Below are 19,145 nucleotides of genomic sequence, written 5' to 3' on the forward strand. Positions count from 1 at the left end.
GGTCGGGTTCACACGGGGCCGCGGGCCCTCAGTCCGCGTCGGCGCGCCTGGGCTCGTGCATCTCCTTCAGCAGTTCCTGGAGCTCCGAGCGGATCCAGTCGCGGGTGGCGACCTCGCCGAGTCCCAGGCGCAGCGCGGCGATCTCGCGGGTGAGGTACTCGGTGTCGGCGATGCTCCGCTCGTTGGCCTTGCGGTCCTGCTCCAGATTGACCCGGTCCCGGTCGTCCTGCCGGTTCTGGGCCAGGAGGATGAGCGGGGCGGCGTAGGAGGCCTGGAGGGACAGCATGAGGGTGAGGAAGATGAACGGGTACGGGTCCCACCGCATGCCGGGCGGCGCGAGCGCGTTCCACGCCACCCACGCCACGATGACCACGGTCATCCAGACAATGAAGCGGCCCGTCCCCAGGAAGCGGGCGATCTTCTCCGACAGCCGTCCGAAGGCCTCGGGGTCGTAGGCGGGCAGCAGGCTGATCCGGCGGGCGAGCGGCTGGTCCAGCCGGACGCGGGGGCGCTCGTCACTCATCGCCCGCCGCCCCGTGCAGTTCGGTCTCCCGCCAGTCCTCCGGCAGCAGGTGGTCCAGGACGTCGTCGACGGTCACCGCGCCGAGCAGCGAGCCGCCCTCGTCCACGACCGGCACGGCCACCATGTTGTAGGTCGCCAGGAAGCTGGTGACGGCCGGCAGCGGGGTGTCGGGGCGCAGCGGCTCCAGGTCGCTGTCGAGCAGCGAGCTGACCAGCGTGAACGGCGGGTCGCGCAGCAGCCGCTGGAAGTGCACGGTGCCCAGGTACTTGCCGGTGGGGGTCTCGTCCGGCGGCCGGCACACGTACACCTGGGCGGCGAGCGCGGCGGACAGATCGGGGTTGCGGACCCGCGCGAGCGCGTCGGCGACGGTGGCGTCCGGGCGCAGCACGATCGGCTCGGTCGTCATCAGGCCGCCCGCCGTGCGCTCCTCGTACGACATCAACCGCCGCATGTCGGCGGCCTCGTGGGGCTCCATCAGATCGAGCAGCCGCTCCTGCACCCGCTCGGGCAGCTCGGCGAGCAGGTCGGCGGCGTCGTCGGGGTCCATCGCCTCCAGGACGTCGGCCGCCCGCTCCTCCTTCAGCTTGCCGAGGATCTCCACCTGGTCGTCGTCGGGCAGCTCCTCCAGGACGTCGGCCAGCCGGTCGTCGTCGAGCGCGGCCGCCACCTCGGCACGGCGCTTGGGCGACAGATGGTGCAGCACGCCGGCGAGGTCCGCCGGGCGCAACTGGTCGAAGGTGGCGAGCAGCGCCTCCGCGCCCTGCGCGTGCTCGTCCAGCGAGAAGCCGGTGACCGCCGACCATTCCACGGTCAGGGTCTCGCCCGCCCGCCGTCCGCCGGCGCCCCGCCACGGAAGCCCGACGCGCCCCTTGCCGCGGCGGACGAAGACCTTGTCGATCTCCCAGTCGCGGCGGGCGGGCAGCCGCACCATCGACACGTCCAGCACGGTCACCTCCTCGCCTGTCTCGACCAGGGTGACCCGCCGGTCCAGCAGCTCGCCGATGACCAGGGTCTCGGTGGGGCGCTGCTCGAAGCGCTGCATGTTGACCACACCGGTCGTGATGACCTGGCCGGACTCCACGCCCGTCACCCGCGTGATCGGCAGGAAGATCCGGCGCCGGCTCGCCACCTCGACCACCAGGCCGGGCACGCGCGGCGGGCGGCCGCCGACCCGCAGCATCACGATCACGTCCCGGACCCGGCCGACCTGGTCCCCGTTGGGGTCGAAGACCCGCACTCCCGACAGGTGCGAGAGAAAGACCCGGGAGGTTCCGGCTGCCATGCGGTCAGGCTAACGCCGCAGGTCGCGCCGGGCGCGCGGGGATGCTCCACGGGGGCTTCGCATCGTGTTCACAGGCGGTCACCCGGCCGGGGGTACGCTTCGGTAGCTTCGGCTCCGCCCCGCCGCTCGGTCCGGTGGCGACGACCGCAGGAGGAAGAGAACCCCGTGATCCCCGGCCGCCGTTCAGCCGCGCTCCCCGCACTCGTGTGCGCACTGCTCGCGCTCCCCCTCCTGACGGGATGCGCGGGTGATCCGGACGCGGGGACCAACGGCGTCGGCAAGCTGCCGCCCACCACCATCGAGCAGCGCGCCCGCGCCGCGGCGGAGGCCGCCGACACCGTCCGGCTGTCCGGCACGGTCGTCAGCAAGGGCCGCACCTACACCCTGGACATGCGGCTGCGCGCGGGAGGCGGCTTCGGCGAGGTCAGCACCCGGGGCAGCACCTTCGAGCTGCTGAGGGTCGGCAAGGACCTGTACCTGAAGGCGGGCGCGGGCTTCTACGGCGACGAGGTCGGCGCCAAGCTCAAGGACAAGTACGTCAAGGTGCCCACCGGTGATCCCGCCTACGGCCAGTTCAGCGGCTTCACCGACAAGAAGGTGCTGCTGGACGACTTCTTCGTGCTGCACGGCGACCTCGCGGTCGGCGACCACCGCAAGGTCGGCTCCGCCCGCACGATCGCGGTCACCGCGGACGGCGGCAGCGGCGGCACGATCGACGTCTCCCTGGAGGGCACGCCCTACCCGCTGCGCTTCGAGCGGGCCGGCGGCGCGGGCACGCTGACCATGGCCGACTGGGGCAAGGACTTCGCGCTGCGCGCCCCCGACAGGGACGAGGTCGTCGACTACGGCCGGTCCGTGACGTCCTAGCCCCCATGGTTGATGGCCGGCTTGCCTCCGGGTGCCGTGCGGTGCGGCATCGGTGGGGCCGGGTGCAGGCCCGTTCCTGGGGCAGGGTGCGGTGGAAGCGTTCGGCACCGCCGTTGGACTGCGGCCGGTACGCGCGGGTGCGCTTGCCGGTCGTTCCGAGGCCGGCCGGGTCGTGCCCGGGCTGCGCGGACGATGCGACCCCGCGGCTTTCCTCACCCGCGGCCGCGCCTCCGGAACAGCAGCTTGGGCAGACCGGCCGGGACCGGGCGGCGGGTGGTGGCGGTGGTGGGCACCGGAGTCGCGGCGCCGCTGTGCTCCGGCATCCGGCCGGGCCGCTCGGTGGGCGCCCCCGCCGGCTCCAGGCGCAGGACGCGGCATTCGCGCGCCCAGCGCTCGGTCATCGTCTCGGCGTCCGGCGCGTTGAGCCGCTTGCCCTTGAGTTCCGCGACGGCGGCGGTCCACGCCTCCTCGTGCGGCGGCAGTTCCGTGACCCGGGCCGGGAAGGCGACCAGCCGGCCGCCCTTGTCCTTGCTGCGGAGGGTGACCAGCGCCGTGCCGCCGGGGGAGAGCCCGGGCAGCGGCTGCTCGCCGGGGCCGCCGCCGACCACCACGACCGCGCCGTCCACCCACGCGTGCCACAGCGCCTGACCGTCGGCCCACAGCAGCCCCGACTTCTTCGCGGCCTCCTCGATGAGTGCCTGGTCCAGCAGGGGCTGCTCCACGGTTTCCGTCATGCGCCAAGACTATGGCCTGACCTCCCGGGGCCGTCGGTCGCACGCATCGTGAGACGACAGGAGCGCGGGTGGGGTACGGGCCTTACGCTATGGGGGTCGTCGTCCCGCCGCCCCGAGGAGAACCCGCGTGTCCGCCGCGCCGCCCACCAGCAGCAGCCCCGCTCTGACGAAGGCTGCCGAGGCCCCGGACGCCGTCCCGCACGCCAAGGCGCCGCTGGACTTCGCGCTGCTGGCGGTGGCCATCGCCGGGGTGTCGCTGTCGGCCCCGCTCATCGCCGCCACGGCCGCGCCCGCGCTCGCCATCGCGTTCTGGCGCAACGCCATGGCGGTGGGTGTGCTCAGCCCGTTCGCGCTGCTGCGGCACCGCGCGGAGCTGCGCGGCATGGGCCGGCGGGCCCTGTGGCTGTCGCTCGCCGCGGGCGTGGTGCTGGCCCTGCACTTCGGGCTCTGGCTGCCCAGCCTGTCGATGACCTCAGTGGCGTCATCGACGGCCATGGTCACCACGACGCCGGTGTGGACCACGCTGCTGCTGCGGCTGCGCGGTCAGCGGCAGCCCGCACTGGTGTGGGCGGGCACCGGCCTCGCCGTCCTCGGCGTGGTGATCCTCACCGGCGTCGACCTGTCGCTGTCGCCGCGCGCCCTGGCCGGGGACGGGCTGGCGCTGGCCGGCGGCATCGCGGCCGCCGGCTACGTCCTGCTGGGCGCGGAGGTCCGACGGACCGTCAGCACCACCGCGTACAGCCTCGTCTGCTACACCACCACCGCGGTGGCGCTGCTCGTGGCCTGCCTGGTCTCCGGCTCCGCGCTCGCCGGCTACTCGGGCACGACCTGGCTGAAGCTCGCCGCGCTGACCGTCGCCGCGCAGCTGCTGGGGCACACCATCCTCAACCGCGTGGTGCGCGGCCTCGGCGCCTCGACGACCTCCACGGCGATCCTGCTGGAGACGCCGGGTGCCGCGCTGGTCGCGGCCCTCTGGCTGGGCCAGACCCCGCCCGTGGGCGCCTACCCGGCGCTGGTGGTGATCCTGGCCGGGCTGGCCCTGGTCGTCCTCGCCGACCGCAGGAAGGGCTGACCCGGCTCCGGCCCTACAGCCAGCCGTTGCGGCGCAGGATGCGGTGGATCGCGAGGCAGATGCCGCCGATGGCGACCAGCACCATCGGGTAGCCGTAGCGCCAGTGCAGTTCCGGCATGTGCTCGAAGTTCATGCCGTACACACCGCAGATCATGGTCGGGACGGCGATGATGGCCGCCCAGGAGGTGATCTTGCGCATGTCCTCGTTCTGCGCGACCGCCGCCTGGGCGAGGTTGGCCTGGAGGATGGAGTTGAGCAGGTCGTCGAAGCCGACGACCATTTCGTGGACACGGGCGACGTGGTCGGCGACGTCCCGGAAGTACTTCTGGATCTCCGGGTCCACCACGCGCATCGGACGCTCGCTGAGCATCTGCATCGGCCGCAGCAGCGGGGAGACCGCGCGCTTGAACTCCAGTACCTCGCGCTTGAGTTGGTAGATCCGTCCGGCGTCCGTGGCGCGCGGGGACTTGCCCTGCGCGGAGAAGACGTCGATCTCCACCTCGTCGATGTCGTCCTGGACGGCCTCGGAGACCGCCAGGTAGTCGTCGACGACCTGGTCGGCGATGGCGTGCAGCACCGCGGAGGGGCCCTTGGCCAGCAGTTCGGGGTCGTCCTCGAGACGGTGGCGCAGCGCGCGCAGCGAGCCGTGCCCGCCGTGCCGGACGGTGATGACGAACTGCCGGCCGGTGAAGACCATGACCTCGCCGCTCTCCACGACCTCGCTGGTGGCGGTGAGTTCGGCGTGCTCGACGTAGCGGATGGTCTTGAAGACCATGAAGAGCGTGTCGTCGTACCGCTCCAGTTTGGGCCGCTGGTGGGCGTGGACGGCGTCCTCCACGGCCAGCGGGTGCAGCCCGAAGACGTCCGCGATCTCGGAGAACTCGCGCTCGGACGGCTCGTGCAGGCCGATCCACACAAAGCCCTCGTCGCCGCCGCTCACCTTCTCCAGCGCCTCGCGCGGGGTGATGTGGTCGCTGCTGCGGCGGCCGTCGCGGTAGACGGCGCAGTCCACGACGGCGCTGGGCACGCCTGCGGTGCGGGAGCGGTCCGGGCCGTAGTCGTACGAAGTGCTGCTCTTGCGCAGGGCGGGACGGACGACTGCGCGGAGGTCGCGGATCATCGACATGGCAAGCTCCTTCACGGACTGGCCGGACTGAAATGCGGATCAGGGCAGGGGTGATCACCGTTGATCACTGCGCAGTTCAGCGAGCTCTTCCGGAGGCGGCAGGCGGCCCGGGCAGACCAGGAGTGCGAGCGGGGCGGCGGCGGGGCACGCGAGCGCTCGCGGGGGGTTCCGAAAATCCCCTGAGGTTCCGTGAATTTCTTGGTTTCACGGCCTGGTGGCCGGGTACGGAACGCTGGGGATCAGGAGAGTTGCCGGGCGGAAGAGCTGCCGGTACTGCACGGTCGACTAGGATCCATCGCAGCCCCACCTCCTCCGGCCTGTCCCCGCTGGGGGAAGTCGAGCACGCCTCTACCGGCGTGGCCGACGGCCCACCCTACCAGGCACCCAAAGCCCCACAGCGCTCCTTTGCCCATTTCATACGCGCTCTATGCTCGGCTCATGGTCGATGTACTGGGGCTCGTCGAGGCGCGTCTGCGCATGTCCTTCGGGGAACCGGACGCGCGTGCGGCGGTCACCTTCCTCGGGACCGAGCGCATCGAGGTGCTGCGTTTCCGGGACGTCCGCGACTCCCATCACGGGGAACTGGTGCGCTACGCGACGCTCGGCATGTCCCGCGCCCCCATGAACGACCCCGCCGGCCCCTCCGCCGGCACGGCCCCGTCGACCTTCGCGGCGCCCCTGTCGGTCACCGTCGCCGACCCCGTGCGCGGCCCGCGGGCCGAACTCGTGCTCACCCTGCGCTCCGGAAGCGGCGCCGACATCGACAAGGTGCTGCGCCCGCTCGCCGTGCTGGCCGCCTCGCCCCAGGTCGAGGGGGTGGTCGTGGCCCCCGGCAACTCGCTGGACGTCGGCGAACCCCTGTGGCCCGGCGCCGCGTTCTCCGCCGTCCTGGTCGCCGAGCCCGGCGGCCTCGTCGAGGACCTCGACCTCGATCCGCCGATGGACCCGGTCCGCTTCTTCCCGCTGCTGCCCATGACGGCCAACGAGGCCGCCTGGAAGCGCGTGCGGGGTGCGGGTCCGCTGCAGGAGCGGTGGCTGGAGGCGGGCACCGACCTGCGCGACCCGCTGCGCGCGTCGGTGCCGCTCTCCGGCTGACGGCCGCACCGTGCCGGGGCGTTGCACCGGGGGCCCGCGTCGTCCGCTCCGACCCGGACGGGTGATCGTCCTTGACGCGGGCACGCCGTGGTAGGACCGTGGGGCGGTATGAGGGGCGAACCCAGTTGCCCGAAGTGCGGTGGACGGGTCCGCGCGCCCGGCCTCTTCGCCGACTCCTGGCAGTGCGACGAGCACGGCGCCGTGTACCCGATGCAGCCCGTCGTACCGCCGAGTGTCGAGGCGCTCGGCGTTGTCGTCAGCCGTGCCCGCGTCCCGGTGTGGATGCCCTGGCCGCTGCCGGTCGGCTGGCTGTTCAGCGGTGTCTCCTCGGCGGGCGACGACCGCAGCGGCGGCCGGGCGACGGCGGTCGCCTGCTCCGGCCCGGGGCCGCTCGGCGGCCCGGGGGAGATGGTGCTGGTCGCGGAGGAACTGGGCGTGGGCCTCGGCGCGCGGTTCGCGGGCATCGCCGGGCCCGATCCGGGGCCGCAGATGTGCGTCGGCAAGCCGCCGGCCGCCAAGGTGGTCGCCGCGGGGCGGCCGACCCCCCTGTGGCACGTGTCGGGCGTCCCGCTGGACCGGGCCGTCTTCGCGGGCGAATCGTTCGGCCTGTGGCTGTGGGCGATCGTCTGGCCGGAGGAGTCCGGACTGCTCATCTACGACGAGCTGATACTGACCGATCTCCGCGAGGCGGGCGCCGAGATCGACCTCGTTCCGTGCGGGGCGCTCTCCCCCCGCCTGCTCTCCTGAGATTCACAGGCTCGCCGGGCAGTTATCCTGGTAATCGGAGGGCCGCCGTCCGTGGCCGGCCCCGAGCACCGAGAGCCCTGGAGTGACGTTCGTGCGCATCGACCTGCACACCCACTCCACGGCGTCCGACGGCACCGACACCCCGGCCGGGCTGGTCCGGGCCGCGGCCGCCGCGGGGCTGGACGTGGTGGCCCTCACCGACCACGACACGGTGGGCGGGCACGCCGAGGCCGGGAAGGCGCTCGACGAGCTGCACGCCCGCGGTGAGAGCGGCCTGACCCTGGTCACCGGCGCCGAGCTCTCCTGCCGGCACGACGGCGTGAGCATGCACATGCTCGCCTACCTCTTCGACCCGCTGGAGCCGGAGCTGCACCGGGAGCGCGAACTCGTGCGCGACGACCGGACGCCCCGTGCGCAGGCCATGGTGGCCAAACTCCGCGAATACGGCGTGCCGGTGACGTGGGACCAGGTCGCCCGCATCGCGGGCGACGGTGCCGTGGGCCGCCCGCACATCGCGCAGGCACTCATCGACGCGGGCCTGGTGGACAGCATCGCCGAGGCGTTCACCCCCGAGTGGATCGGCCCCGGTGGCCGCGCCTACGTCGAGAAGCACGAGCTGGACCCCTTCGCGGCGATCCGCCTGGTCAAGAACGCCGGCGGAGTCGTCGTCTTCGCGCACCCCGCCGCCGTCAAACGCGGGGCGGTCGTTCCGGAGAGCATGATCCAGGAGCTGGCCGCGGCCGGACTGGACGGCATCGAGGTCGACCACATGGACCACGACGAGTCCACCCGCGCCCGGCTTCGCCACCTCGCCGCCGAACTGGGGCTGCTCGCCACGGGCTCCAGCGACTACCACGGCACGCGCAAGACCTGCCGGCTCGGCGAGTACACCACCGACCCCGATGTCTACCGCGAGATCGTCCGCAGGGCGACCGGCGCGGCCCCGCTCACCCCTCCCGTACACCGCTAGGCCCATGGATCTCTTCTCCCTGACCCTGTTCGGGTCCGTCTTCGTCACGCTCTTCGTGATCATGGACCCGCCCGGCATCACGCCGATCTTCCTCGCCCTCACCTCCGGCCGCGCGGCCAAGGTCCAGCGCCGCATGGCCTGGCAGGCCGCCTCGGTCGCGCTCGGCGTCGTCACCGTCTTCGGGATCTGCGGCCAGCAGATCCTGGACTACCTGCATGTCTCGGTGCCCGCCCTGATGATCGCCGGCGGACTGCTCCTGCTGCTCATCGCGCTCGACCTGCTCACCGGCAAGGCGGACGAGCCGACGCAGACCAAGGACGTCAACGTCGCGCTGGTGCCGCTCGGCATGCCGCTGCTGGCCGGGCCGGGCGCGATCGTGACGGTGATCCTCGCGGTGCAGCGCGCACACGGCTTCGGGGAACAGGTGTCGGTGTGGTGCGCGATCGCCGCCATGCACGTGGTGCTCTGGCTGACGATGCGTTACTCATTGGTGATCATCCGTCTGATCAAGGACGGCGGTGTGGTCCTGGTCACCCGGCTGTCCGGGATGCTGCTCTCGGCGATCGCCGTGCAGCAGATCGCCAACGGCGTCTTCGGCTTCATCCGCGGCGAGGGCTGACGGTCCGTCGCCCGCCGCACGCGGGCACGACGAGGGCCCCGCAGCCGCGGCGTACGGGGCCCTTTCCGCTGTGTGTCCGTCAGGCCGTTTCGACCGGGCGGATGTAGATGCGCTGGCCGATCGCGGCGGCCTGCTGGACGATCTGATCGACGGAGGCGGCGTCCACGACCATGCAGTCGACGGCGCGGCCGTCCTGGTCGTTGAGGCGCATGATCTCGAAGCGCATGGTCTTCATGGCTTCTCCCTTCGTCCGGGCACTCCTCCATTGGAGTACGGGGCTGCGTCGCAGCCGTTACCTGCGTGGGTCATTCATGTATCGACAACTGTTGCCGCGCCGAAAACCTTCCCTGTCCTAAGGAAAATTTTCGAGCCGCCTTCTACCCGCAGGTAACAACAGCCCGCAGCGGCCCCCCGGCCGAGGTCCCGGTTGTGAGTGCGGACGGGGGCGCCGGACAATGTGAGTTCTATGGAAGACGAAGCCCTTTCCGCCATCGCCGCCGGCATCGAGCGCACCAACGAGCTCCTGCAGCGGGTCCTCGCCGAGGTCGCCACGACCCCGGCGACCCACGCCGTGTTCGTGGACGCCGGGTACGTGTACGCCGCCGCCGGCCGGCTCGTCGCGGGCACCGAGGACCGCAGGGCTTTCGAACTCGACGCCGAGGGGATCATCGAGGCCTTCATCGACCGCGCCCGCAAGCTCTTCCCGGACAGCCGGCTGCTGCGGGTCTACTGGTACGACGGGGCCCGCCGCCGCATCCACAGCGCCGAGCAGGAACGCATCGCCGAGCTGCCCGACGTCAAGGTGCGGCTCGGCAACCTCAACGCCAGCCGGCAGCAGAAGGGCGTCGACTCGCTGATCCGCAGCGACCTGGAGTCACTGGCCCGGCACCGGGCCATCTCCGACGCCGTGCTGATCGGCGGCGACGAGGACCTGGTCTCGGCCGTCGAGGCCGCCCAGGGCTACGGCGCCCGCGTCCACCTGTGGGGCATCGAGGCCGCCGACGGACGCAACCAGGCCGACCCCCTGCTGTGGGAGGTCGACAGCCTGCGCACGCTCGACCTGGACTTCTGCAAGCCGTACATCACCCGGCGCACCGCGCCCATCTACGGCGACGCGCCCATCCCCACCGGCCCCATCCCCACCCGCGAGGACGTGCACTTCGTCGGTGCCCGCGTCGCCTCCCAGTGGCTGGCGACCCGCGGCCGCGACTCCCTGGCCGAGCTGCTGCCGGGCCACCCCTACCTGCCGCCCGCCTACGACCAGGAACTGCTCGTCGAGGCGGAGGGCATGCTCAACATCTCGCTGCGCGGCCACGCCGACCTGCGCCGCGTCCTGCGCGACGGCTTCTGGGAGCACCTGCAGGCCCGGCTCTAGGCCTCGTCGTTCCCGTTCCAGAACGCGACGAGCGCCGCCGCCGTCTCCGCGGTGCGCTCAGTGTTGGGCGAGTGCTCCGCGCCCTCGACGACCACGCGGCGGGCACCCAGCCGCTCCGCCATGTCGTCCATCCACGGCACCGGCCACGCGTGGTCGACCGCGCCGGACAGCACCAGCATGCGCAGCGGCACCGCGGCCAGCTCCGCGACCCGGTCCGGCTCCGCGATCAGCTGCCCGCCCGTCGCCATCAGCTGCTCGGGCACGGTGCGCAGCCAGCGCTGGTGCAGGAACTCCTCGACCTCGCCGGTCGCGCCCGCCGTTCCCTCGAGATCCTGGGCGTCCAGCTCGCGCATCGCCCGCCACACGCTCTCCATGTCCATCGAGGACAGCGCCTCCAGCAGCAGCTTCGTCCGCGCCTGCTGGGCCGCCTCGATCGCGGCGGGCCCGGAGCTCATCAGCGTCAGGGACGCCCACGGCACACCGCTGCCCGGCGCCGCCCCGGCCGTGATCGCCGCGGCGCGCACGACGAGGCCGCCCATCGAGTGCCCCAGCAGATGGACCGGGCCCGCGTCCGGGCCCAGCGCGGCGGTCTGCGCGAGGACGTCGGCCGCCAGCTCCCCTTGCGCGTACGCCGACTCGTCCCGCGGGCCCACCGACTCGTTCTGGCCCCGGCCGTCCACGGCGACCGCGCGGAAGCCCGCCGCGGCCAGCGGCGTCAGCAGCGCGAGGAAGTCCTCCTTGCTGCCGGTGAAGCCGGGCACCAGCAGTGCCGTGCCGCGCCGCGCGGTCCCCGCCGGCGGGACCGCCTCCAGGACGGCGAAGCGACCGCGTTCGGTGGACAGCGGGTGTGCGGTGACGTTCTCGGGCAGGGTCACAAACGGCGGTCGGCTCATGCGGCGAGGCTATCCGCGGCGGGTTTCCGTCGTGCTACGCGCCCCCCACGGCTGTCGCGCGCGACGGCGAACGGCCGGACACCGCTGAGGGTGTCCGGCCGTTCGCCGTCGTATCCGTCCCGGCAATACGCCGGGCGGGGTGTGTCAGCCCGCCGTCTCGGTGTCCGCGGGCTTGGCCGTACGGGTACGGCGCCGGCGGCGCGGGGCCTTGGCCTCGCCGCCGTCGCCCTCGGCGGCAGCCGCCGCGGCCGGGGCCTCGGTCCCGGCCGTCGGCGCGGACTGCGCGGGAGTGGTGGCGGAGGCCGCACTGGCGCGCGTGCGCCGGCGACGCGGGGCGGCGGGCGCCTCCGCGGCGGCGGTCTCCTCGGTGGCCGTGGCCGTGCCCGTCGTTCCGGCCGCGGACTCCGCGCCGGAACGGGTGCGGCGCCGGCGGCGCGGTGCGGGGCGCTCCGCGGCCGGTGCGCCCTCGGCGGTGTCGAGCGCGGCCTCGGCGGCCTGCTCGGCGCCCTCGGCCGCCTCCGTCACCGGGCTCCCGCCGCGGGTGCGGCGGCGCTGGCGCGGGGCACGGGTGCGGGCCGGACGCTCCTCGGTCTCCACCGCGGCACCGGCAGCCTTGCGGCCGCCGCGACCGCGGCCGCGGCCGCCGGTCTCGCCCAGGTCCTCGATCTCCTCCGCGTCGAGCCCGGCGCGAGTGCGCTCCGCGCGCGGCAGGACGCCCTTGGTGCCCTGCGGGATGCCCAGCAGCTCGTAGAGGTGGGACGAGGTGGAGTAGGTCTCCTCCGGGTCGTTGAACGGCAGGTCCAGCGCCTTGTTGATCAGCTGCCAGCGCGGGATGTCGTCCCAGTCGACCAGGGTGATCGCGGTACCGGACGCGCCCGCGCGGCCGGTGCGGCCGATGCGGTGGAGGTAGGTCTTCTCGTCCTCCGGCGTCTGGTAGTTGATCACGTGCGTGACGCCCTCGACGTCGATGCCGCGGGCGGCGACGTCGGTGCAGACCAGGACGTCGACCTTGCCGTTGCGGAAGGCGCGCAGCGCCTGCTCGCGGGCGCCCTGGCCGAGGTCGCCGTGGACCGCGCCCGAGGCGAAGCCGCGCTGCTCCAGCTGCTCCGCGAGATCGGCCGCGGTGCGCTTGGTGCGGCAGAAGATCATCGCCAGGCCGCGGCTGTCCGCCTGGAGGACGCGGGCGACGAGCTCCGGCTTGTCCAGGGAGTGCGCGCGGAAGATGTGCTGCGTGATGTTGGCGACGGTCGCGCCCTCGTCGTCCGGCGACGTGGCGCGGATGTGCGTGGGCTGCGACATGTAGCGGCGGGCCAGGCCGATCACGGCTCCGGGCATCGTCGCGGAGAAGAGCATGGTCTGCCGCTTGACCGGCAGCATGTCGATGATCTTCTCGACGTCGGGCAGGAAGCCGAGGTCGAGCATCTCGTCGGCCTCGTCGAGCACCAGTGCGCGCACATTGCGGAGGCTGAGCTTCTTCTGCCCGGCCAGGTCCAGCAGCCGGCCCGGAGTGCCGACGACCACCTCGACGCCCTTCTTCAGGGCCTCGACCTGCGGCTCGTACGCGCGGCCGCCGTAGATCGCCAGCACGCGCACATTGCGCACCTTGCCGGCGGTCAGCAGGTCGTTGGTCACCTGCTGGCACAGCTCACGGGTGGGGACGATCACCAGCGCCTGCGGGCCGTCGACGACGTCCTCGGGGCGGGCGCGCCCGGCCTCGACGTCGACCGGGACGACGACGCGCTCCAGGATCGGCAGGCCGAAGCCCAGGGTCTTGCCCGTGCCGGTCTTGGCCTGGCCGATGACGTCGTTCCCCGCCAGGGCGACCGGCAGGGTCATCTCCTGGATCGGGAAGGGGGTGGTGATGCCGACGGCTTCGAGCGCCTCGGCGGTTTCGGGGAGGATCCCCAGGTCACGGAAGGTCGTAATGGTGGTCAGGATGCTGCCTCTTCTGTTTCTGGGCGCGGCGCCGTGCTGTGAAGCGGGGAGGGTCGAGCGCAGGGAACTGCGCTGACCGCGCGGGGTGTCGTACGGCCATGGGCGGCCGAGGTGCGCGGGACCGCTGCCCTCGCGTGCGCCGCGAAGCGGGCCCCTCCCCAGACGCGGGGAGGGCGGTCGGTAGGAGCCGATCGGGCCACCGACCGGGCATCCATTGGTGCTCGTTCACACATTACCCGCCGGTTCACCTGGCGGGCTCATACCACTGTACCCCGGAATCACACAGCCGAGGGGGTCCGATTTCCGGGATGCGGGACACACCCCCGGGGACTTCCGCGTGGCGGGGTCGTACGGGATGGTTGCCGGGCTGGTGGGGTTGGCTATTGTGCGCACCATGGAGACGCCTGAGACCCCCGCCGAGACCCCCGACGCTCCCACCATCGCGGCCCAGGACTGGGCCGCCGCGTCCGCCGATCCGCAGTACCGCGCCGCGGTCGTGGATCTGCTGGGGGCGCTCGCCTACGGGGAGCTGGCCGCGTTCGAGCGACTGGCGGAGGACGCGAAGCTCGCGCCGTCCCTGGAGGACAAGGCGGAGCTCGCCGCGATGGCGTCCGCCGAGTTCCACCACTTCGCGCAGCTGCGCGACCGGCTCTCGGCGATCGAGGCGGCCCCGACCCAGGCCATGGAGCCCTTCGCGGCCGCGCTGGACGAGTTCCACCGCCAGACCGCACCCTCGGACTGGCTGGAGGGCCTGGTCAAGGCCTACGTGGGCGACTCGATCGCCTCCGACTTCTACCGCGAGGTCGCGGCCCGGCTGGACACCGACACCCGCGAGCTCGTCCTCGCCGTGCTCGACGACACCGGCCACGCCTCCTTCGCCGTGGAGAAGGTGCGCTCGGCGATCGAGGCCGACCCGCGCCTCGGCGGCCGGCTCGCGCTGTGGGCCCGGCGGCTGATGGGCGAGGCGCTGTCGCAGGCGCAGCGGGTGGTCGCGGACCGGGACGCGCTCTCCACGATGCTCGTGGGCGGCGTCGCGGACGGCTTCGACCTCGCGGAGGTCGGGCGCATGTTCACCCGGATCACCGAGGCCCACACCAAGCGCATGGCGGCCCTGGGGCTGTCTGCCTAATTTTGGGGCTCGGTTCGCCTCCGGGTCGCTCAGTCGCTGTTGGGGGCACCCCCAGCTACCGCTGGGGGTGCCCCCACTCTCTTTCGACACCGACCGCTCCCCTTCAGCTCACTCGCCGGGGCAGTTGGTCGTGTGGTTCAGGGCGCGCGATGCGACTTCGGCGCGGTGAAGCGGTGCTCGGCCCCTCCAGCGGTATGGGGGCGAGTCCGGGTTCCCCGACCGCGTCGGCGTCCCCTTCGGCTCACTCGCCGGACGCAGGGGCCATTGCTCAGGGTGCGCTGCGCCTTCGGTGAGATGGGCCGAGCCCCGCTCCCTTGCGGGGAGTGGGGCGCTTCGGGCCTACGCCGGGCGCGGGGCGGGGCGGTGGTGGTCGGGGCGGGGGCGGCGGACGAGGACGGAGAGCAGGGCGGCCGCCACGGCCACGGAGAGGGTGAGGTTGAGCGGGAAGAGCGCGGAGCCGAGCACCGTGCGGGCGATGGAGCCGCCGACGAGGGCGGCCACGGGGCCGGTGATCAGGGCGAGCGGTGTCGCGGGGAGCCGGCGCCGGGGGAGCAGCCTGGTCGCCACATAGGCGACGACGAGCCCGGCGGCGGCGAACGCGATCGTTTCCCACAGCATGCGGCGGCCCCTCCCTGAGGTGACGGTCGCTCGGGGTCCTACCCCTCCGCAGGGGAACGCGAAACGGCGGGCCACCCCCCTCGTGAGGGTGACCCGCCGTCGTGTTCCGGAGCCGCGTCGCGGCTAGAGCTGGGCGCCGAAGCCCACGCGGCGCTGGGCGGGCTCGCCGATCTCCACGTAGGCCAGCCGGTCGGCGGGGACGAGCACGCGCTTGCCCTGCTCGTCGGTGAGGCTGAGCAGCTTGCCGGTGCCCGTCAGGGCGTCGGCGACGGCCTTCTCGACTTCCTCGGCCGTCTGCCCGCTCTCGATGCTGATCTCACGCGGCGCGTGCTGCACGCCGATCTTGACCTCCACGGCTTTCGTCCCTCCGAACGGTCTGCGGTGTGCGCGGTGATTCGCGCCGTACGCAGGACACATTAGCCGCGCCCGCGCCCCGCCGATCGGCCGACGGGCACGCCCACAGCGAACAGTCAGTGTTCGGTGCCGTGCAGCGGGAAGCCGGCGATGCCGCGCCAGGCCAGTGAGGTCAGCAGTTGGACCGCGGTGTCCCGGGGCATGGAGCTGCCGCTGGAGAGCCAGTAGCGGGCCACGACCTGGGAGACGCCGCCGAGGCCGACGGCCAGCAGCATGGACTGCTCGGTGGCCAGCCCGGTGTCCTCGGCGATCACCTCGCTGATCGCCTCGGCGCACTGGAGGGAGACCTTGTCGACGCGCTCGCGCACCGCGGGCTCGTTGGTCAGGTCCGATTCGAAGACCAGCCGGAAGGCGCCGCCCTCGTCCTCCACGTACGCGAAGTAGGCGTCCATGGTGGCCGCCACGCGCTGCTTGTTGTCCGAGGTGGAGGCCAGGGCGGTGCGGACCGCGTCCAGCAGGGCCTCGCAGTGCTGGTCCAGCAGGGCCAGATAGAGGTCCAGCTTGCCGGGGAAGTGCTGGTAGAGCACGGGCTTGCTGACGCCCGCGCGCTCGGCGATGTCGTCCATCGCGGCGGCGTGGTAGCCCTGGGCGACGAACACCTCCTGGGCCGCGCCCAGCAGCTGGTTGCGCCGGGCCCGGCGCGGCAGGCGGGTCCCGCGAGGGCGCGCCTCAGTCTGCTCGATGGCTGTCACGCCGCCTCCCAAGTGATGTCGTTCTGCGCTGCGGGTGCCATCGTACTTTTCGGTAGTGGGGCCATGCGCTGTGCGAACGCACATTCTCACCAAGTGGAACTCACCTGTAGTCGTCCTCGTCCAGTTCCACCACCCGTCGCTGCTCGGCGACGTCGGCCGGATCGGCGTCGTCGGGCCGTTCGGTGATCGGGACGTCGCGGTGCTGGAGCAGCTCCAGGTGCTGCTCGGCGATGTCGTTCTCGGGGGCCTCGATGTCGGCCTCGGTGTCCTCCAGGTCGTCGGTGAGCTCGGCGAGGTCGGTGACGTCGGTGAGGTCACCGTCGAATGTCTCGATGTCGTCGGACACGGGCACCTCCCTTCCTGTCCGGAACCGGCGGACCCGGTCTCGCACGGGACCGCCCGGCCGCTTGCGCTGTGTCCGTCTGTTTGTCCTTGTTCCCCTCGTTTCCCTCGTTCCCCTCTTGCGAGCGTAGGAGACGTCATCCGCCCCTGCAGAGTGACGGGAGGGACGAAAAAAACCCGACGGCGCGTGTGAGAGCGAACACACAAGCGTACGCGTGATCGTCTCGTAACATTGCCCCATGTCCTCGACGGAGTCCCGCGAAGCCGCACTTGCCGCCGTGCCTCTGCCGCCTGCGGGGCCCAGAGCAGGGGACGGGGAGAGCGTGCGCGTCGTGTCCCTGCCGGGCCTGACGCTGACCGTCCGAGCCCGCGCCGACGAGGACGAGCGGCTGCCCCCCGCGCTCTTCGTGCACGGCCTGGGCGGCTCCTCCCTCAACTGGTCGATGCTGATGGGCGTGGTGTCCGACCGGGTCCGCGGCGAGGCCCTGGACCTGCCCGGATTCGGCTACTCGCCGCCGCCGGACGACGGCAACTACACGATCGGGGGGCACGCGCGCGCGGTCGTGCGCCTCATGGAGGCCTCCGGGCGCGGTCCCGTGCACCTCTTCGGCAACTCCCTGGGCGGGGCGGTCGCCACCAAGGTGGCCGCGGCCCGGCCCGACCTGGTCCGCACCCTCACTCTGATCTCGCCCGCCCTGCCCGAGGTGCCGCCGCAGCGCAGCGCCTGGCCGACCGGCATCCTCGGGGTGCCCGGCGTGGCCGGGCTCTTCACCCGGGCGACCCGGGGCTGGACGGTGGACCGGCGCACCCAGCAGCTGCTCTCGCTCTGCTACGGCGACCCGGGCAAGGTGACCGAGGAGGCCTTCGCCGAGCACGCGCAGGAGTACGCGCGCCGGCTGGCCCTCCCCTATTTCTGGGACGCGCTGACACGTTCCGCGCGCGGCATCATCGACGCCTACACCCTGGGCGGCCAGCACAATCTGTGGCGGCAGGCCGAGCGCGTGCTGGCGCCGACCCTGCTGGTGTACGGGGGCCGGGACAGGCTCGTCGCCCCCCGGATGGCGTACCGTGCCGCGCGTACCTTCCGGGACGCGAGGCTGCTGCTGCTCCCCGACAGCGGGCACGTCGCGATGATGGAGCACCCGGACGCGGTGTCGCGGGCCTTCCGCGAGCTGCTGGACGCCACGGACACGGACGCGCGGACGGATCACTGACGGCATGGGCAGGCACAGCGCACCGGGCGGCCGCGACGGCCGCCGCGACGACACCTCCGGCGGCATATCCGGCGGCTCGGGCAACGGGCGCCGCAGGCGCGGCGGCCCGGCCACCACGGTCCCGCCGCGTCCGGCGGGCCCGAACACCCCGGCCCCCGGCGGCTGGGACGGCTTCCGGCCCGGTGACACCGCCCGGGACCGGCAGGAGGGCCCGGGGCACGGGCACCCGGAGCACCGGGAGCACTCCGCCTGGGGCCGGACCGGCTCCTGGACCTCGCCGCGCACCCCGCGGGGCACGCGGCCGGCGGATCTCGCCGACTCGGGGCTGGTCCCGGATGACCTTCGAGGCCCCGCCGACACGGACGATCCCGCCGACACCGACGACCCCGCCGATACCGGCGGCCGCCGGGCGGCCGGGCTGCTGCCGCGCCAGCGCACCGCGCCGCGTCCGGCCGACCGCCGAATACCCGGCCCGCGGCAGGACTTCGTCGCCGCTTTCGACGCCGTCGCATCGCCGGCCCCCGGGACGGTGGAGGAGGACGGGCCCGCCGAGGAGGCGCCGAAGAAGAGCGCCAAGGGGCGCGCGTTCACCGGAACGGCCGCAGCCGCGGTGGTCACCGTCCTGGCCGTCGTGGTGGCCGGGCAGCTGTACGGCGGCGACGACGCGAAGCGTCCGGCGACGGCCGGCGCCACCGGCCCCTCCCGGGGCGCAGAGGACTCCGCGTCCCGTTCCGAGGGCCGGGCCACCCCCTCGGCCCCGCCGTCCGCCGCCGTCGCGCCGCTCACCTACGACCAGGCGATGGCCCGGCAGTACCCGCTCGGCAAGGACCTGCACCTGGGCGGCGCTTTCCAGACCGTGGGCGGCCACCAGAAGGCGCCGGGCAGGGGCACGCTGCTGCGCGTGCGGGTCGACGTTGAGAAGGGCCTGCCGCTGGACGGCCGGCTTTTTGCCGACGCGGTCTTCACGACGCTCAACGACAAACGGAGTTGGGCCCACGACGGCGCCCGCACTTTCGAGCGCGTTTCAACGGGCCGTGCGGACATCGTCATTACTTTGGCAAGTCCCGGGACAACGGCAAAGGTGTGCGCGGAATCCGGTCTGGACACCACAGTTGACAATGTGTCATGTGACGCGGCGTCGACTCCACGCACCATGATCAATGCTTTTCGGTGGGCGCAGGGATCGGAGACGTACGGCCCGGCGAGGATGTTCGCCTACCGCCAGATGCTGATCAACCACGAGGTCGGGCACCGGCTCGGCTACAACCACGTGCTGTGCCCGAAGAACGGGGCTCTGGCCCCGGTGATGATGCAGCAGACGAAGTTCCTGACCGCCGACGGAGTGACCTGCAAGCCGAACGCCTGGCCCTACCCCCGGGGATAGGTTTTTTGACATCGGGCGATTCATCGTTCAATGTTTCTGGCATGCCGCAGCACCGCCCTGCCACAGACGCCGACGCCAGCATCGAGCTGGCGCTCATCGGCGTGGACGGGCAGA

Annotated in this window: 21 protein-coding genes and 1 pseudogene; 10 read left to right on the forward strand and 12 right to left on the reverse strand. The window is 72.8% G+C overall.

Features of this window, described 5'->3' with window-relative positions; genetic code table 11:
• Positions 1-28: 28 nt before the first annotated feature.
• Positions 29-523 carry a DUF1003 domain-containing protein gene (locus ACIP9H_RS09830; protein ID WP_401580657.1) on the reverse strand — a complete coding sequence of 165 codons (495 nt, stop codon included), beginning with the start codon at positions 521-523 and terminating at the stop codon, positions 29-31.
• Positions 516-1,805, reverse strand: a complete 1,290-nt coding sequence (locus tag ACIP9H_RS09835; RefSeq protein ID WP_401958553.1) for a magnesium transporter MgtE N-terminal domain-containing protein — start codon at positions 1,803-1,805, stop codon at positions 516-518. The genes ACIP9H_RS09830 and ACIP9H_RS09835 overlap by 8 nt, the downstream gene beginning before the upstream one ends.
• A 165-nt stretch (positions 1,806-1,970) precedes the next feature.
• Here ACIP9H_RS09835 and ACIP9H_RS09840 point away from each other — a divergent pair, with 165 nt between their 5' ends.
• A complete protein-coding gene (locus tag ACIP9H_RS09840) occupies positions 1,971-2,672 on the forward strand; it encodes a hypothetical protein (RefSeq protein WP_401580653.1) in 702 nt (233 codons plus the stop codon).
• Between the two features lie 58 nt (positions 2,673-2,730).
• Here the strand turns inward: ACIP9H_RS09840 and ACIP9H_RS09845 are convergent.
• Both ACIP9H_RS09845 and ACIP9H_RS09850 read right to left on the reverse strand, forming a co-directional pair.
• A pseudogene (locus tag ACIP9H_RS09845) lies at positions 2,731-2,829 on the reverse strand (IS481 family transposase); the annotation flags it as partial.
• A gap of 55 nt (positions 2,830-2,884) precedes the next feature.
• A complete protein-coding gene (locus ACIP9H_RS09850) occupies positions 2,885-3,406 on the reverse strand; it encodes a hypothetical protein (protein ID WP_401580651.1) in 522 nt (173 codons plus the stop codon).
• Positions 3,407-3,533: 127 nt separating this feature from the next.
• On the opposite strand from ACIP9H_RS09850, the gene ACIP9H_RS09855 reads away from it, so the two are divergent.
• A complete protein-coding gene (locus ACIP9H_RS09855; protein WP_401580649.1) occupies positions 3,534-4,478 on the forward strand; it encodes a DMT family transporter in 945 nt (314 codons plus the stop codon).
• A gap of 13 nt (positions 4,479-4,491) precedes the next feature.
• Here ACIP9H_RS09855 and ACIP9H_RS09860 read toward each other — a convergent pair whose 3' ends face one another.
• A complete protein-coding gene (locus ACIP9H_RS09860) occupies positions 4,492-5,604 on the reverse strand; it encodes a magnesium and cobalt transport protein CorA (RefSeq protein ID WP_401580647.1) in 1,113 nt (370 codons plus the stop codon).
• Between the two features lie 438 nt (positions 5,605-6,042).
• Here ACIP9H_RS09860 and ACIP9H_RS09865 point away from each other — a divergent pair, with 438 nt between their 5' ends.
• The 4 genes from ACIP9H_RS09865 to ACIP9H_RS09880 all read left to right on the forward strand — a co-directional run bounded on the left by ACIP9H_RS09865 (position 6,043) and on the right by ACIP9H_RS09880 (position 9,035).
• Positions 6,043-6,699 carry a suppressor of fused domain protein gene (locus tag ACIP9H_RS09865; protein WP_401580646.1) on the forward strand — a complete coding sequence of 219 codons (657 nt, stop codon included), beginning with the start codon at positions 6,043-6,045 and terminating at the stop codon, positions 6,697-6,699.
• 108 nt (positions 6,700-6,807) lie between these two features.
• Positions 6,808-7,446: a DUF6758 family protein gene (locus tag ACIP9H_RS09870; RefSeq protein ID WP_360907346.1), complete on the forward strand. Its 639-nt coding sequence runs from the start codon at positions 6,808-6,810 to the stop codon at positions 7,444-7,446.
• Positions 7,447-7,537: 91 nt separating this feature from the next.
• Entirely contained in the window at positions 7,538-8,416 is an 879-nt protein-coding gene (locus ACIP9H_RS09875; RefSeq protein ID WP_401580644.1) for a PHP domain-containing protein, read from the forward strand.
• Between the two features lie 4 nt (positions 8,417-8,420).
• Positions 8,421-9,035, forward strand: a complete 615-nt coding sequence (locus tag ACIP9H_RS09880; RefSeq protein ID WP_401580642.1) for a MarC family protein — start codon at positions 8,421-8,423, stop codon at positions 9,033-9,035.
• A 79-nt stretch (positions 9,036-9,114) separates the two neighbouring features.
• Here the strand turns inward: ACIP9H_RS09880 and ACIP9H_RS09885 are convergent, their stop codons facing one another.
• Positions 9,115-9,270 carry a hypothetical protein gene (locus ACIP9H_RS09885; protein ID WP_360907450.1) on the reverse strand — a complete coding sequence of 52 codons (156 nt, stop codon included), beginning with the start codon at positions 9,268-9,270 and terminating at the stop codon, positions 9,115-9,117.
• 231 nt (positions 9,271-9,501) lie between these two features.
• Here ACIP9H_RS09885 and ACIP9H_RS09890 point away from each other — a divergent pair, with 231 nt between their 5' ends.
• The gene (locus ACIP9H_RS09890) at positions 9,502-10,410 is read left to right on the forward strand and encodes an NYN domain-containing protein (RefSeq protein ID WP_319665574.1); all 909 of its coding nucleotides are present in this window, start codon (positions 9,502-9,504) and stop codon (positions 10,408-10,410) included.
• Here the strand turns inward: ACIP9H_RS09890 and ACIP9H_RS09895 are convergent.
• Both ACIP9H_RS09895 and ACIP9H_RS09900 read right to left on the reverse strand, forming a co-directional pair.
• On the reverse strand, positions 10,407-11,303 hold the full coding sequence (locus tag ACIP9H_RS09895; protein WP_401580639.1) for an alpha/beta fold hydrolase: 897 nt from the start codon (positions 11,301-11,303) through the stop codon (positions 10,407-10,409). The two genes, ACIP9H_RS09890 and ACIP9H_RS09895, sit on opposite strands and share 4 nt — an antisense overlap.
• Positions 11,304-11,447: 144 nt before the next feature.
• On the reverse strand, positions 11,448-13,139 hold the full coding sequence (locus ACIP9H_RS09900) for a DEAD/DEAH box helicase (RefSeq protein ID WP_401580637.1): 1,692 nt from the start codon (positions 13,137-13,139) through the stop codon (positions 11,448-11,450).
• A 493-nt stretch (positions 13,140-13,632) separates the two neighbouring features.
• On the opposite strand from ACIP9H_RS09900, the gene ACIP9H_RS09905 reads away from it, so the two are divergent.
• Positions 13,633-14,367 carry a ferritin-like fold-containing protein gene (locus ACIP9H_RS09905; RefSeq protein WP_319665121.1) on the forward strand — a complete coding sequence of 245 codons (735 nt, stop codon included), beginning with the start codon at positions 13,633-13,635 and terminating at the stop codon, positions 14,365-14,367.
• 339 nt (positions 14,368-14,706) lie between these two features.
• On the opposite strand, the gene ACIP9H_RS09910 is transcribed toward ACIP9H_RS09905, so the two are convergent.
• The 4 genes from ACIP9H_RS09910 to ACIP9H_RS09925 all read right to left on the reverse strand — a co-directional run bounded on the left by ACIP9H_RS09910 (position 14,707) and on the right by ACIP9H_RS09925 (position 16,437).
• The gene (locus ACIP9H_RS09910; protein WP_401580633.1) at positions 14,707-14,985 is read right to left on the reverse strand and encodes a hypothetical protein; all 279 of its coding nucleotides are present in this window, start codon (positions 14,983-14,985) and stop codon (positions 14,707-14,709) included.
• 123 nt (positions 14,986-15,108) lie between these two features.
• The gene (locus tag ACIP9H_RS09915; RefSeq protein ID WP_401580632.1) at positions 15,109-15,339 is read right to left on the reverse strand and encodes a DUF3107 domain-containing protein; all 231 of its coding nucleotides are present in this window, start codon (positions 15,337-15,339) and stop codon (positions 15,109-15,111) included.
• A gap of 116 nt (positions 15,340-15,455) precedes the next feature.
• A complete protein-coding gene (locus ACIP9H_RS09920; protein WP_401580630.1) occupies positions 15,456-16,091 on the reverse strand; it encodes a TetR/AcrR family transcriptional regulator in 636 nt (211 codons plus the stop codon).
• 100 nt (positions 16,092-16,191) lie between these two features.
• Positions 16,192-16,437: a hypothetical protein gene (locus ACIP9H_RS09925; protein ID WP_360907328.1), complete on the reverse strand. Its 246-nt coding sequence runs from the start codon at positions 16,435-16,437 to the stop codon at positions 16,192-16,194.
• A gap of 235 nt (positions 16,438-16,672) precedes the next feature.
• Here ACIP9H_RS09925 and ACIP9H_RS09930 point away from each other — a divergent pair, with 235 nt between their 5' ends.
• Together ACIP9H_RS09930 and ACIP9H_RS09935 are read left to right on the forward strand one after the other, a co-directional pair.
• Positions 16,673-17,647 carry an alpha/beta fold hydrolase gene (locus ACIP9H_RS09930; RefSeq protein ID WP_401580628.1) on the forward strand — a complete coding sequence of 325 codons (975 nt, stop codon included), beginning with the start codon at positions 16,673-16,675 and terminating at the stop codon, positions 17,645-17,647.
• 4 nt (positions 17,648-17,651) lie between these two features.
• Positions 17,652-19,031 (forward strand): DUF3152 domain-containing protein, encoded by a 1,380-nt coding sequence (locus ACIP9H_RS09935; protein WP_401580626.1) that lies wholly within the window; start codon positions 17,652-17,654, stop codon positions 19,029-19,031.
• Positions 19,032-19,145 lie beyond the last annotated feature (114 nt).

Source organism: Streptomyces sp. NPDC088732 (genome assembly GCF_044751205.1).
Classification (GTDB): Bacteria; Actinomycetota; Actinomycetes; order Streptomycetales; family Streptomycetaceae; genus Actinacidiphila.